The organism is Sphingomonas sp. BGYR3 (assembly GCF_025153455.1).
Taxonomy (GTDB): Bacteria; Pseudomonadota; Alphaproteobacteria; order Sphingomonadales; family Sphingomonadaceae; genus Sphingomonas.
On the sequence record NZ_JANZNT010000001.1, the window covers coordinates 2,422,443 to 2,435,643 of the forward strand.

General features: G+C 66.2%; 14 protein-coding genes. 10 read left to right on the forward strand and 4 right to left on the reverse strand.

Annotation, left to right across the window (positions count from 1 at the left end):
* The first annotated feature begins 40 nt into the window (after window positions 1–40).
* Genes NYR55_RS11495 through gatA form a run of 3 tightly spaced genes read left to right on the forward strand, consistent with a single transcriptional unit; the run spans window position 41 to window position 3,626 of the window.
* The gene (locus tag NYR55_RS11495; protein WP_260021445.1) at window positions 41–1,816 is read left to right on the forward strand and encodes a DUF4153 domain-containing protein; all 1,776 of its coding nucleotides are present in this window, start codon (window positions 41–43) and stop codon (window positions 1,814–1,816) included.
* Between the two features lie 38 nt (window positions 1,817–1,854).
* On the forward strand, window positions 1,855–2,142 hold the full coding sequence (gene gatC / locus NYR55_RS11500; protein ID WP_260021446.1) for an Asp-tRNA(Asn)/Glu-tRNA(Gln) amidotransferase subunit GatC: 288 nt from the start codon (window positions 1,855–1,857) through the stop codon (window positions 2,140–2,142).
* Window positions 2,142–3,626, forward strand: a complete 1,485-nt coding sequence (gene gatA, locus NYR55_RS11505) for an Asp-tRNA(Asn)/Glu-tRNA(Gln) amidotransferase subunit GatA (RefSeq protein WP_260021447.1) — start codon at window positions 2,142–2,144, stop codon at window positions 3,624–3,626. Before gatC ends, gatA begins: the two co-directional genes overlap by 1 nt.
* 16 nt (window positions 3,627–3,642) lie before the next feature.
* Here the strand turns inward: gatA and NYR55_RS11510 are convergent, their stop codons facing one another.
* Window positions 3,643–4,602 (reverse strand): glycosyltransferase family 2 protein, encoded by a 960-nt coding sequence (locus NYR55_RS11510; protein WP_260021448.1) that lies wholly within the window; start codon window positions 4,600–4,602, stop codon window positions 3,643–3,645.
* Between the two features lie 158 nt (window positions 4,603–4,760).
* Between NYR55_RS11510 and gatB the strand changes: the two genes are divergently transcribed.
* The 4 genes from gatB (at window position 4,761) to NYR55_RS11530 (ending at window position 8,054) form a co-directional block, all read left to right on the forward strand.
* Window positions 4,761–6,245: an Asp-tRNA(Asn)/Glu-tRNA(Gln) amidotransferase subunit GatB gene (gatB, locus tag NYR55_RS11515; protein ID WP_260021656.1), complete on the forward strand. Its 1,485-nt coding sequence runs from the start codon at window positions 4,761–4,763 to the stop codon at window positions 6,243–6,245.
* Window positions 6,242–6,874 (forward strand): peptidylprolyl isomerase, encoded by a 633-nt coding sequence (locus NYR55_RS11520; protein WP_260021449.1) that lies wholly within the window; start codon window positions 6,242–6,244, stop codon window positions 6,872–6,874. Before gatB ends, NYR55_RS11520 begins: the two co-directional genes overlap by 4 nt.
* A gap of 24 nt (window positions 6,875–6,898) precedes the next feature.
* Window positions 6,899–7,156 carry an XrtV sorting system accessory protein gene (locus NYR55_RS11525; protein ID WP_260021450.1) on the forward strand — a complete coding sequence of 86 codons (258 nt, stop codon included), beginning with the start codon at window positions 6,899–6,901 and terminating at the stop codon, window positions 7,154–7,156.
* 64 nt (window positions 7,157–7,220) lie between these two features.
* Window positions 7,221–8,054 (forward strand): PEPxxWA-CTERM sorting domain-containing protein, encoded by an 834-nt coding sequence (locus NYR55_RS11530; protein WP_260021451.1) that lies wholly within the window; start codon window positions 7,221–7,223, stop codon window positions 8,052–8,054.
* A 24-nt stretch (window positions 8,055–8,078) separates the two neighbouring features.
* On the opposite strand, the gene NYR55_RS11535 is transcribed toward NYR55_RS11530, so the two are convergent.
* Window positions 8,079–8,621, reverse strand: coding sequence for a retropepsin-like aspartic protease (locus NYR55_RS11535; RefSeq protein WP_260021452.1), 543 nt, complete (start codon window positions 8,619–8,621; stop codon window positions 8,079–8,081).
* Between the two features lie 60 nt (window positions 8,622–8,681).
* A complete protein-coding gene (locus NYR55_RS11540) occupies window positions 8,682–9,581 on the reverse strand; it encodes a hypothetical protein (RefSeq protein WP_260021454.1) in 900 nt (299 codons plus the stop codon).
* A 97-nt stretch (window positions 9,582–9,678) separates the two neighbouring features.
* On the opposite strand from NYR55_RS11540, the gene NYR55_RS11545 reads away from it, so the two are divergent.
* Genes NYR55_RS11545 through NYR55_RS11555 form a run of 3 tightly spaced genes read left to right on the forward strand, consistent with a single transcriptional unit; the run spans window position 9,679 to window position 11,977 of the window.
* Window positions 9,679–10,599, forward strand: coding sequence for an exosortase/archaeosortase family protein (locus NYR55_RS11545; RefSeq protein WP_260021455.1), 921 nt, complete (start codon window positions 9,679–9,681; stop codon window positions 10,597–10,599).
* Complete coding sequence (locus tag NYR55_RS11550; RefSeq protein ID WP_260021456.1) at window positions 10,596–11,285, forward strand: exosortase C-terminal domain/associated protein EpsI; 690 nt, start codon at window positions 10,596–10,598, stop codon at window positions 11,283–11,285. The genes NYR55_RS11545 and NYR55_RS11550 overlap by 4 nt, the downstream gene beginning before the upstream one ends.
* Complete coding sequence (locus NYR55_RS11555) at window positions 11,282–11,977, forward strand: hypothetical protein (RefSeq protein ID WP_260021457.1); 696 nt, start codon at window positions 11,282–11,284, stop codon at window positions 11,975–11,977. Before NYR55_RS11550 ends, NYR55_RS11555 begins: the two co-directional genes overlap by 4 nt.
* A gap of 54 nt (window positions 11,978–12,031) precedes the next feature.
* On the opposite strand, the gene NYR55_RS11560 is transcribed toward NYR55_RS11555, so the two are convergent.
* Window positions 12,032–13,021 (reverse strand): NAD-dependent epimerase/dehydratase family protein, encoded by a 990-nt coding sequence (locus NYR55_RS11560; protein ID WP_260021458.1) that lies wholly within the window; start codon window positions 13,019–13,021, stop codon window positions 12,032–12,034.
* Window positions 13,022–13,201 lie beyond the last annotated feature (180 nt).

Sequence of the window (13,201 nt, forward strand, 5' to 3'; positions counted from 1 at the left end):
CGGCGCGTTGCAAGCCCGCCCTTGGGTGAGGGGGTAGTGCGTGACCGATCAGGATATTCCGGCCGACGATGAAACGGGGATGCGGCACCGCCCGCTGATCCTGGCCGTGCTGGGCGCGGCCGCGGGGCTGCTGGCCCATGCCGTGATCGGCGAATCGCGGACCATGGATGCCAGCGCGATGCGCACCGCCGCGCTGGCGTTCATCATCGTTGCGCCCGTGCTGTTCGGCCTGGTGGTCGAACGCGCGCGGCAGACCGCATCCATCGTCTTTGCGCTGATCTGCGGCGTGCTGGCCGGGCTGATCGCGCTGTGGAACGGGCCGACGAACAGCTGGAGCGCCAGCGAGGGGTGGCGGATGGTCGCCATCATCCTGGCCATCGCCATCGCCGCGCCGCTGTTTCAGTCGGTCCGGGTCGTCGATCGGCGGCGGTTCCAGTTTCCCTATCGCAGCGTCCATGACCATGCCTGGACCAATGCGGTCATGGTTGCTGCCGCCTGGGTGTTCACTGGCATCAGTTTCCTGATGCTGTTCCTGCTCTCTGAATTGTTCGCGCTGATCGGGATCAGGCTGCTGCGCGACCTGTTGCGGGAAGACTGGTTCTGGCGCGTCATGCTGGGTGGGGCGTGGGGCGCGGGCCTGGGCCTGATCCGCGAACAGGACAAGGTCGTGCGCCTGCTTCAGCGGGTGGTGATGGCCATATTGGGCGTGCTTGGCCCGGTGCTGGGCGCGGCGCTGATGCTGTTCCTTGTCTCGCTGCCGTTTACCGGCCTGTCGGGCCTGTGGGAAAGCTGGGGCAGCGCGGCGGGATTGCTGCTGTCCGCGACCATCGGCTGCTTCATCCTGGCCAATGCGATCATCGGTAACGGGCCGGAGGATGAGCCGCGCAATCCCCTGCTCCGCTATGGCGCGATCCTGCTGGCGCTGTCGATGTTTCCGCTGGCCGTGCTGGCGGCGACCGCCATCGGCCTTCGCATTGATCAATATGGCCTGACCCCGGAACGGCTGTGGGCCATCGTGTTCGCGGCCGTCTCCTGCACAGTCGGCCTTGCCTATTGGTTCAGCCTGGGGCGGGGCCGGGCGGAGTGGGCGCGCATGGCCCGTTCGGCCAATCTGCGGATCGCGCTGGCGGTGTGCATCGTCGCCGCCATCCTGGCGACGCCGCTGGTCAGCTTCAACGCGATGGCGACGCGGGATCAGGTGGCGCGAATCAGGGATGGACGAACCAAGCCCGGCAGGGTGGACTGGGCGGCGCTCGCGTTCGATTTCGGCGATCCGGGGCGGGCGGCGGTCAAGCGCCTTGGGCAGCAGACCCGGTTCGCGGAAAAGGCGAAACAGGCGCTGGCTGCGGAGAATCGCTGGGATTTGTTCCAGCCGCCCGTCGATGTTGCGAAACGTCGCCGGTCGCTGACCGTGCTGCCCGCTGGCACCGCCGTGCCCGAATCGCTGGTCGAAGCGGCGGCGAGCTATGCGCTGTGCGGGGACGACGACAAGCCGTGCATCGTCCGCGCGCTGCCCGATGGCGAATGGCTGGTGCTGGATGGCGGCTGTGTCGATACGCTCGCGCCCACTGATCGGCCGGTCACACAGCCTGGCCTTGCGGTCGAAATCCGAACCACGGTCAATCATTGTGCCCTGCCGAAACGGGTCCGGCGCGAGGGCGATCGCTGGGCAGTCATTGACACCGGCCTGCCCGAAACCGCCGAAGCCATTGCCGCCGCCAAGGCGGGCGTGGCGCGGGGCGATGTGGAGGTGCGCGAAGTCACCCGGCGGCAGGTGTTCGTCGGCGGCGTGCCGGTGGGCGATCCGTTCGAGTAGCCTTGCGCCTGCGCCCCGCCCGCGCTAGCCGCAGGGCCATGTCCGTCGATACGCAAACCGTGAAGAAGATCGCGTCGCTGGCGCGCATCGCGATCACCGATGACGATGCCGAGCGGCTCGTCCCCGAACTCAACAACATCCTTGGCTGGGTGGAACAGCTGAGTGAGGTGGATTGCACCGGGGTCGAGCCGATGACGGCGGTGATCGCCAACCGCCTGCGCCTGCGCGACGATGTGGTTTCGGACGGCGATGTGCGCGACGCGGTGCTGGCCAATGCGCCGGTTGCCGAACATGGCTTTTTCGGCGTGCCGAAGGTGATCGAATGATGGCTGCGCTGACTGATCTGACCGTTGCCGGAATCCGCGATGGCGTACGCGCGGGCGATTTTACCGCGCGTGAGGTGGCCGAGGCGTTCGTGGCGCGCGTTGCCGCCGCCAAGCCGCTGAACGCCTTTCTGATCGAAACGCCCGACCATGCGCTGGCCGCGGCCGATGCCGCCGACGCGGCGCGGGCGGCGGGTGAGACGCTGAAGCCGCTGGCCGGCGTGCCGATCGGCATGAAGGACCTGTTCTGCACCAAGGGGGTGGAGGCCCGCGCGGCGAGCCATATCCTTGAGGGGTTCAAGCCGCCCTATGAATCGACCGTTTCCGGCAAATTGTGGGAAGCGGGCGCGGGGATGCTCGGCAAGCTGAACATGGATCAGTTCGCGATGGGATCGTCCAACGAAACCAGCGCCTATGGCAATGTCATCTCCCCTTGGCGCCGCAACGATGGCGGCAATGCGGCGCTGGCCCCCGGCGGATCGTCGGGCGGTTCGTCGGCGGCCATCGCCGCGCGGCTGTGCCCGGCGGCGACCGGCACCGATACCGGCGGTTCGATTCGCCAGCCCGCCGCATTCACCGGCATTTCGGGGATCAAGCCGACCTATGGCCGCTGCTCGCGGTTCGGCGTCATCGCCTTTGCCTCGTCGCTGGATCAGGCCGGGCCGATGGCGCGCGACGTACGCGACTGCGCGATCATGCTGGAGGCGATGAGTGGATTCGACCCCAGGGACGCGACCAGCCTGGACCTGCCGGTGCCGAATTGGGAGGCACTGCTGAACGCCGACCTGCGCGGCAAGCGGATTGGGATTCCCAAGGAATACCGCGTCGACGGGATGCCGGCCGAGATCGACGCCCTGTGGGAACAGGGCATTGCCTGGGTCAAGGACGCGGGTGCCGAGGTGGTGGACGTCAGCCTGCCGCATACCAAATACGCGCTGCCCACCTATTACATCATCGCCCCGGCAGAGGCGTCGTCCAACCTGGCGCGGTATGACGGGGTGCGCTACGGCGCGCGCGAACTGCCGCAGGGTGCGGGGCTTCAGGACATGTATGCCGCCACCCGCGCCGCCGGATTCGGTGACGAGGTGAAGCGCCGCATCATGATCGGCACCTATGTGCTGTCGGCCGGGTTCTATGACGCCTATTTCACGCAGGCGTCCAAGGTCCGCACCCTGATCGCGCGCGATTTCGAGCGGGCGTTCGAGACGTGCGACCTGCTGCTGACGCCGACCGCGCCGTCATCCGCCTTTGCGCTGGGTGAAAAGAGCGCGGATCCGCTGGCCATGTACCTGAACGACGTGTTCACGGTGCCGTCGTCGCTGGCCGGGCTGCCCGCGATGAGCGTGCCGGGCGGGCTGGACGCACAGGGCCTGCCGCTGGGGCTGCAGATCATCGGCAAGCCGCTGGACGAACAGGGCGTGCTGAACGCCGGTCTGGCCATCGAACAGCGCGCAGGCTTTACCGCACGGCCCGGCGACTGGTGGTAACGCGCTCGCCCGCCGCTTAGGCGCGCGGGGCGGGCACCGCCAGATAGGCGAGGCGGCGGATTTCCCGTCGTCCGCGCACCACCGTGTCCAGAATAAGGCCGGTGAACAGGTTGAGCAGGCCGACGATGGACAGGCCGGTGACCAGCACCGCCGTCGGCAACCGCGGCACCAGCCCCGTCTGGGCATAGGTGATCGCCAGCGGGATCGCCAGCAGCACCGCCAGCACGATGGTCGCCGCGCCGATCGCGCCAAAGAACAGGACCGGCCGTTCGATCCGGTACAGGGTGACGATCGTCCGCAGGATGCGCCAGCCATCGCGATAGGTCGACAGTTTCGAGGTCGAACCTTCTGGCCGGGCGAGATAATTGGTCATCACCTCCGCCACCGGCATCCGCAGTTCCAGGGCGTGGATGCTGATTTCTGTCTCGATCTCGAACCCGGCAGACAGCACCGGAAAGCTTTTGACGAAGCGGCGGGAAAACACGCGGTATCCCGACAGGATGTCGGTAAAGCTGCGCCCGAACAGCCGCGCCAGCATCCCCGTCAGCATCCGGTTGCCCAGCCGGTGCCCCCGGCGATAGGCCAGCTCGACCTCTGACCGGCGGGCGCCGACGATCATGTCGAGCTGTTCCGCGACCAGTTTTTCGACCAGTTCCGGCGCGGCCCCCGCATCATAGGTCAGGTCGCCGTCGGACAGGACATAGATATCGGCATCGACATCGGCGAACATCCGGCGCACGACATTGCCCTTGCCCTGCATCCGTTCGGTTCGCACCACGGCCCCGGCCGCCTCTGCCGCCGCGATGGTGCCGTCGCGGCTGTTGTTGTCATAGACATAGACGGTGGCCGTCGGCAGCGCGTCGCGAAATGCCGCGACGGTGCGGCCGATCGCGACCTCTTCGTTGTAACAGGGCAGGAGAACGGCGATCTTCAGGCCGGCGAACCGGCCCGGCTCGCGATGAACTTGCGACGACACGGCCCCACCCTGTTGCGTGCCGCCCGTGCGCGGGCGGCGTTGATCCCGAGTGCGTAATGCACACCCGGAAGCCGCGCAATGCCGAAGCGTCTGGACCTTGGCGGGATGACGCGCGATAGACGGGTGCATATCCCCATTTCACCATCCATGACGGACAGATCGTGACGCAGACGACGACAGACTATCGGATCAAGGGCGAAACCGGCGAATGGGAGGTCGTGATCGGCCTTGAGGTCCATGCCCAGGTGACGAGCAACGCCAAGCTGTTTTCCGGCGCCGCCACCGCTTTCGGTGCGGAACCAAATACGCAGGTTTCGCTGATCGACGCGGCGATGCCGGGGATGCTGCCCGTGCCCAACCGCGAATGCATCCGTCAGGCGGTGCGCACCGGCATGGCGATCGATGCACAGATCAACCGCTGGTCGCGGTTCGACCGCAAGAATTACTTCTACGCCGATCTGCCGCAGGGCTATCAGATCAGCCAGCTCTATCACCCGCTGGTGGGTGAGGGCGCGCTGACCATCGATGCCGATGAAAAGGCCGGGATTGCCGAGCCGAAGCGGATCGGGATCGAGCGCATCCATGTGGAACAGGACGCCGGCAAGCTGATGCACGATCAGCATCCCAGCATGTCCTATGTCGACCTGAACCGCTCCGGCATTGCGCTGATGGAAATCGTCAGCCGGCCCGACATGCGCTCGCCGGCAGAGGCGGGGGCCTATCTGTCGAAGCTGCGGTCGATCCTGCGTTATGTCGGGTCGTGCGACGGCAACATGGATCAGGGGTCGATGCGCGCCGACGTCAACGTCTCTGTGCGCAAGCCCGGCAGCGAGCTGGGCACGCGCACGGAAACCAAGAACGTCAATTCGGTCCGCTTTGTCATGCAGGCGATCGAGCAGGAGGCGCGCCGTCAGGTCGAGGTACTGGAATCCGGTGGCAAGATTGTTCAGGAAACCCGCCTGTTCGATCCCGACAAGGGCGAGACGCGGTCGATGCGGTCCAAGGAGGACGCGCATGATTACCGCTATTTCCCCGATCCCGACCTGTTGCCGCTTGAGCTGGACGAGGATTTCCTGACCGAATGTCGCAACAGCCTGCCCGAACTGCCCGATGCCAAGCGGGCGCGGTACGAAGGGCTGGGCATCACCCCCTATAATGCCGCCGTGCTGACCGCAGAGGTCGAGACGGCGCGCTGGTTCGACGCGTTGCTGGGTGCGGGCGCAAAGCCGGTTCAGGCATCCAACTGGGTCGCCGCCGAACTGTTCGGCGCGCTCAACCGGCTGGGCCGCGACATCACCGACAGCCCGGTCAGTCCGGTTCAGGCCGCCGGCCTGCTGGCGCTGGTCGCCGATGGCACCCTGTCGGGCAGCCTGTCGAAACAGGTGTTCGAAATCATGCTGGAAACCGGGCAGGACGCAGCCGTGATCGTCGAAGAGCGCGGGTTGAAGCAGACCAGCGACACCGGCGCGATCGAGGCGGTGATAGCCGAGGTGCTGGCAAAGAATCCGGGCCAGTTGGAGCAGTATCGCGGCGGCAAGGAGGCCTTGTTCGGCTTTTTCGTCGGTCAGACGATGAAGGCGATGGGCGGCAAGGCCAATCCGGCGGTGGTCAACGACCTGCTCAAAAAGGCGCTGGCAGGATGATCGGGCGGCGCGCGCTGCTGATCGTGGCGGCGATGCTGGCCGCGCCTGCGCTGGCGCAGGACGGGGCAGCGCCGCCTGCAGAGCCGCCGCTGCCGCGCGTGACCATCGTGACCACGGCAGGTACGATGACGGTCGAGGTGGAGGCGAAGAAGGCGCCGGTCACCGCCGCCAATTTCCTGCGCTATGTCGACCAGAAAAAGCTGGACGGCGTTGGTTTCTACCGCGTGGTCAAGGTTCAGGACGCGTTCGGCTTTGTCCAGTTCGGCGCGCTGACCGACGTGTCGCGCATTCTGCCCCCGATCAAGCATGAGCCGACGACCCAGACCGGCCTGTCCCATGTCGACGGCGTGCTGTCCGTCGCGCGGCTTGCCCCCGGCACCGCGCGCGGCGAATTCACGATCATGATCGGCGATCACAGCCATTATATGGATGCGGGCAAGGGGGCGCCGGACGACAATCTGGGCTATGCCGCGTTCGGCCGGGTGGTCGAGGGGCGGGACGTGCTGCTGAAAATCCTGGAGACGCCGGTCGATCCGGCCAAAAACTCCCAAGGCGCGTTCAAGGGCGAGATGCCGGCCAGTCCGGTTCGCATCATCAGCGCCCGGCGGCTTGCCGCTCCGCCGCGATAGACGGCGCGATCGGGGCGCGGGCGGGTGAACACGGCCTGGGACTGGGGGACGCTGATCCTGTTTGCCGGATTGACCATGCTGTTTCTTCAGCGGTCAACAGGGCAGGCGCGGGCGGGGGACCATCCGATCCGCTATCTGCCGCCGGCGCTTGGCTGTGCCCTTGCCAACTGGCTGGGCAATGAAGGCCATGCCGTAGCGGCAATTGCCGTCGGGATGCTGATCATCGCCTATATTCTGGCTGTTCTACGCCCATGGCCGCTGGATCAAATCGGGAAATCATGAAGAAAGTTAACGTGCGTGCAATCATTCTGACCCTGTGATATCTGCGCCCTTTAACGAGTCTTTGGTGGTAGGGCAGTATATGGCGTCGGAGAACATCATTGCGCGGGAACAGCGATTTCAGCGCAACGCGCTGATTGCTTTCGTTGTCATCGCCCTGATCGCCACACTGCTTTATTCGCTGGCGCGCGGCATGATGGCTGGCCCGACCGACATGGCCGCTGCCTTCACGCCTGCGGCTGGTCAGCAGGCCCCGATCGGTGCCGCTGCCCTGCCCAACGGCGCTGTCGCCGGAACCGGCGTCGGTGGCCCCGTGGACGCGGTTCGGCGGTTGCCCGGCACGGGCGGCACGACGGGCGGCACCGCAACCCAGCCTGGCACAGCGAACCCGGTTCCCGGCATTGAAACCCCGGCAACCGGCACCGAAACGGCCGGAGCAGCCAACACCGATCCCGGCAGCGTTGGCGAACCGCCGGTGGGTCAGGGCTTCCTGCCCGACACGTCCGGCGTTGGCGGTGGTACCGGCACGGGTGTCGGCGGAGGCGGTGTTGGCGGCGCTGGTCCCGGCGCTGGCCCGATCGACGGCTTTTCCGGAGCGGGCGGTGGTGGCCAGGCCGGTGGCGGGCCGGTTGATCCCACGCCACCCACTGGTCCCGAAAACCCGACGGACCCGGTCACGCCGACAAATCCGACTACGCCGACCACCCCCACGAATCCGACCACCCCGACGACGCCGACCGACCCCGTGACGCCGACCAACCCGGTGCCGCCGGTGCCGGAACCGCTGACCTGGATGATGCTGATCCTTGGCGTCGGCATGGCCGGTTGCGCGTTGCGGCGGGAACGCGCCCGTGCGGGCTTGCTGGTTCAGGGCGCGGTGACGGCTGACAGCCGCGCCTGAACGCGTTGCCGGCGGCTTCGGCCGTCAGCGGATCGTCATGCGATCCTTGCTGATGGTGATGCTTTCCGCCTGAGCCAGGGCGCTCTGCCCCAGTAACGATACGCCGACGCCGTCATCATCGACGATGGCGACCTTGACGTCGCGCATGGTCCGATTGCCGATCTGAACGGCCTGTGCATGGCCCATCCTGACCTTGCGCGTGCCACCGACTGTGCGAAACGTGTCGCCCCCGTCCACGATGTCGGCAATGTCGAGCCGCGCTGCATCCGCCCGCGACAGGACCATCACGGAGGCGCCGGTATCGACCAGGAACCGGTGCGGCTGTCCGTTCACCATGGCGGTGACATAGAACATGCCGTCCGACGACCGGGCGATGCTGACCATGGCGGGGCTGGCGTCGGGCGTGGGATCGCCGGGCGCATCGGCGGGCGGCGGCCCGGCGAGCACCGCGGCCAGGCCCGACATGGCGGCGTGCCGGTCGGTCGGGGACCAATGGGCAAACGCCGTCATCGCACCGCTAAGCAGCAGCGCGCTGGCAACGCTCGACCAAGGAATCCGCTCTTGCATGGCGCACGATTAACGGTGCGCCCTTCAATTAAGCGTGGGCAGGTCTGGTTAAACCCGCATTTAGGCTGATTTTCGTGGCCCTGCGCCGACGATCTTGCGAATGCGCCGTCCCTGAAGCCGCGCAATGATAAACGCCGCAACGGCCACGATCAGCAACACAAGTGCGCCCGCCCAATAGGGAGTGCGGATGCCGGTGCTGTCCCGCGCGATGACATAGCGTTCGTCGGCCACGCGCACGCCCGACCGTTCGAACAGGATGCGGGCCGCGCCCGGCAACTGCCCCTTGAACAACAGGTTCGGCCGGGAAAGATCGACCGCCGGAGCGTCGGGATCGGCGGGCAGCTCGACGAAATAGCGAACCGTCTGACCCACGCCCGGTTCGATGACCGGCGCATAGCGGGCAGTGCGTTCCGAAAAGAGCAGCCCCTGCGACACGACAGCGGCAAGGCGCGGATCGACCGTGCCGACCACGGTCTGCACCTGCTGCGATGGCCGGGCCGGGGCCGAGGGCGCGACGATCACGCGCCCCGCATTGCCGATGACGATGCTGCCCCAGACCAGCGTTCCGATAGCGAGCGCGGCCAGCACCATGGCGGTGCCATCGGCCAGCCGGCGGAAACGGTCCGCCCCGCGCCGCCAGCGATCGTCACTGGCCGGTACAACCACCGCCGCAGCTTCGCGGCGCCGCTTGCGCGTGCCCGCCCAGTAGATGAGCCAGATCGGCCCGGCGAACACCGTGACCAGCAGCATCAGGGTGATCACCGGGATTGCCTGACCAAAGACGGTGAACTGCCATTCGTTGATCCATTCGGACAGTCCGCGATAGAGCATCGATTCGATCAGGAAATATCCGGTGATGATCACCGTCGCCCCGATGGCCACCAGGCGAAGACGCGAGGGGGCAGCCGGCTGCGCATTGACGTCCATCGGTCCGCCGTTATGGTCGATCGCAGTGGCCATGATTAATCCCCTTGCCCCTCCATGTCAGTAAAGCCATGCGCTATTTTCAGTATTGATGGAAGTAGCGTTCATCACACCCCATAAGGGAACAGACCGGATGGGGGCGGCGACAATCGTGAAATCGATGGACCGGAACGCACCATCGCGTGCGGATGCCAGTGATTCGGCCAGCGACCGGGGCACGCCGATGCGCGTCGTGCCGGGCGATGCGCTGACGCTGTTCGGCCTGGTCGTGATAGCCGCGCCGGTGATCGTCGATCAAGCGACCGGGGCATGGCGGACGGAGCAGGGGGCGCATGGCCCGTTCCTGCTGATGCTGGGCGTGTGGCTGATCGTGCGTCAGCTGGGCGGGCCGCTGACCCCGCCCGGACGCGTGCCATGGCCGCTCTGGGCCGGGCTGGCGGTGTCGCTGGTCGGATATCTTGCCGCGCGCCGGGTGGATTTTGTCTGGGTCGAATGGATTGTGGTGATGGCGGTTGCTGCCATGGCCGCCTATCACCGCGGTGGTATGCCGCTGGCGCGCCAAATGGCCTTTCCGTTGCTGTTCATGGCGCTGCTGGTCCCTCCGCCCAGCCTGATCAGCGCGCCGGCGATCCTGACGCTGAGTCTCTGGCTGTCGGATGTCGCGGCGGCAATCTTCTGGCAACTGGGTGTGCCTGCATCCAGCAGCGATGCGATGATCCACCTTGGTCCCTATGACTTGCGCGTGGCAGAGGCATGTGCGGGGATGGGGTCGCTGGTCGGATTGTTCGCCGTGGGCATGCTGTACCTGCACCTGCGCCATCGCGGCGACTGGCGGCGGGCATGGCTGGTCGTGCCCCTGATCGTGCCCATCGCGGTTGCCGCGAACCTTGCCCGGATCCTGACGCTGATGGGAATCACGATCGAGTTTGGCGACCGCATCGCGCAAGGATGGGTGCATCCCGTTGCCGGGCTGATCCTGTTCGCCTTTGCCATGGCCATGCTGATCGCGCTGGACCGGTTGATGACCGGTCCGCGCAAGGAAGCGGCGGCATGAGCGGGATGAACCGGCGCGGGATGCTGATCGGCTCCGGCTTGCTTGCCACCGGCGTGCTGGGCGTCATTGGCAGGCCCGTGGTGGACAAGGATGCCATCCTGTCCCCTGGCACGCTCGATCGGGTGATCCCGTCCATCGTCGGGGCGTATCGCGGGGTGTCGTCCAACGACCTGATCCTGCCCGAAGAAGATGGCCTGAGCGGCCGGGTCTATTCCGACCTGACGATGCGGCATTATGTGGCGGACCGGCAGCCGACGGTGATGGTGGTCGCCGCCGCTGGTGCAGAGGATGTTCAGGGGCTGGGTGTCCATGATCCGGCGGCCTGTTACCGATGGGCCGGGTTCGAGTTCACCCGACGGGGCACGATCGACCTGTTTCCGGGCACGGGCGTGACCGGCGCGGGTCAACTGGCGATCGCGGAGCGGGAGGGGCGGCGCGAGCTGCTGCTCTACTGGATGCGGATCGGCGACCAGTTCGTCGGCGATGCCAGCGAACAGCGGTTGACGCTGATCCGCCAGAATCTGATGGGGGTCCAGCCAGCGGCCCGGCTGTGCCGGTTTTCCACGCTGAGCAGCGGACCGGCGGCAGATGCAGCCGGCTTTGCCACCCTGATCCGGTTTCAGGCCGATCTGTTCCGCGCCCTGTCGCCGCGCGCGGTGCAGATTGTCCTAGGGGTGCGCGCATGATGGGCGATGTTCGGATACGGTTCGCCATCGTCCTTGCCGTTATCGCGGCCTGTGGCGGCTGTCGTGCCGGCCCGCCCGAGGGGCAGGTGATGGCCGTGGTCAATGGCGAGGAGGTGACGCGGCGCGAGGTGACCGAGGAGCTGCGCGCTACCGGCGGCGCGTTCACCGATGCAGCGGCGCAGCAGGCTGCGCTCGACCGGGTGATCGAGCGCAAGCTGCTGGTCGAGGCGGCGCGCGAGGCGCGGATCGACCGGCTGGCCAGTTACCAGATCGCGATCATGCGCAATGACGAGCTTGCGCTGGCCCAACGCTATCTGGAGGGATTGCAGCCTGCGGCCGCCCGCCCCGATGCGGCGGCCATCGAAGCGCGGATCAATGCCTTGCCCTATCGATATGCCAATCGATTTGCGGTGGCGGCAGCGGATGGTGCGGGCAACGCCGTTGTGCTGGACAGTGCATCGATCGAGCCCGAGTTCGCCCAGCGGCTGGCCGCTGCCGCGATCGACAGCTGGGTCGAGCGGCCGGACGGTGCCCGGCTTCGCGTGTTTCAGCGATGGCCGATCCGCATTTCGCGTCAGGCGATGGAGGCTGATGCGGCCGCTGCCCTGATGCGGGAGCGGCGCAATGCGGTTTCCGCAATGATCCTGGACCGGCTGCGCAAGGCCGCGCGTATCGAACGACAGGTGCCGTAATGCACGAACCGTCCGCCCCGCGCCACTGGCGGGCCTAACGATAGCAGCCGGGGGTCAGTCGGCCAGGCGAACCGGGGTCGGGGCGCTGGTCTGCGCACCGGACATCACCTGATCCCTGAACCATTGCAGGGTCCGTGCGATGCCGTCCTGATAGGTGACGTTCGCTTCCCAGCCCGGCAGCACCTGGCGGCACAGCGTCAGGTCGGGGCGGCGGTTGGTCGGATCCTGCGGGATGGGCGGACAGATCTTGATCCGGCTGCCGGGCACCAGTTCCGTGATGAACCGTGCGATGTCGATGACCGGGATTTCCTTGTCGTTGCCGATATTCAGCGGCCCGACATAGGAGACATCGTCCTTCCAGAAATAGCGTTCCAGCGCGTCCACGATATCGTCGACATAGCCCCAGCTGCGGGACTGCATCCCGTCGCCATATACGGTCAGTTCGCCATGGGTCAGCGCCTGGCTGAGGAAATTGGATACCGCGCGGCCGTCATCCGGCCGGGTGCGCGGGCCATAGACGTTGAACAGGCGAACGATGCGCAGGTCGATCCCCTGCGTCCGGCGGCATTCGAACAGCAGCGATTCGGTGCAGCGCTTGCTTTCGTCATACGAAGAACGCGGGCCGGTGCAGTCGACCGAGCCCCGATAGCTTTCGGGCTGGGGCGACACGAGCGGATCGCCATAGACTTCGGACGTGGACGCAAAGCTGATCTTGCCGCCCGGCGTCAGCTTGTTGATCAGGTTCATCGCGCCCATCAGATTGGCGTTGATGGTCCGGATCGGCTCACGCATGTACCATGGAGGCGAAGCGGGCGAGGCGAGGTGGATGATCTCGTCAAACCGGGTTTCGGTGGAGAAGGTCTCCACGTCCGCCTGCACGAGATGTACCCGCGGGTCGGAGATGTGCGCGAGGTTGCTCTGAAGCCCGGTCCAGAAATTGTCGACGATGACCAGCGATTCGAAGTCGTTCCGCTGAACCAGCCGATCGACGATATGCGACCCGATGAACCCGGCACCGCCCGAAACGAGTATCTTCCTGCTCACCAGCCCAAGCCCCTGCTACACCCCCGGATGCGTGCATCCGCTCGATTTCGTGAAGTCACAGAACAATCTTATCGTCCAGTAAATTAACGCTGTTCTACCGCCGATTTGGTCCATTCTCAGACGAATTACGGGATAACCCGCATGAATTGTCACCGGCAGTGCCGAAATCGGGTAGCATGA

Excerpts from the sequence above, each read along its gene's own strand:
- gatC (WP_260021446.1), top strand. The coding sequence starts at position 1,855 with ATGTCCGTCGATACGCAAACCGTGAAGAAGATCGCGTCGCTGGCGCGC.
- gatA (WP_260021447.1), top strand. The coding sequence starts at position 2,142 with ATGGCTGCGCTGACTGATCTGACCGTTGCCGGAATCCGCGATGGCGTA.
- NYR55_RS11520 (WP_260021449.1), top strand. The coding sequence starts at position 6,242 with ATGATCGGGCGGCGCGCGCTGCTGATCGTGGCGGCGATGCTGGCCGCG.
- NYR55_RS11535 (WP_260021452.1), bottom strand. The coding sequence starts at position 8,621 with ATGCAAGAGCGGATTCCTTGGTCGAGCGTTGCCAGCGCGCTGCTGCTT.
- NYR55_RS11540 (WP_260021454.1), bottom strand. The coding sequence starts at position 9,581 with ATGGCCACTGCGATCGACCATAACGGCGGACCGATGGACGTCAATGCG.
- NYR55_RS11545 (WP_260021455.1), top strand. The coding sequence starts at position 9,679 with ATGGGGGCGGCGACAATCGTGAAATCGATGGACCGGAACGCACCATCG.
- NYR55_RS11550 (WP_260021456.1), top strand. The coding sequence starts at position 10,596 with ATGAGCGGGATGAACCGGCGCGGGATGCTGATCGGCTCCGGCTTGCTT.
- NYR55_RS11555 (WP_260021457.1), top strand. The coding sequence starts at position 11,282 with ATGATGGGCGATGTTCGGATACGGTTCGCCATCGTCCTTGCCGTTATC.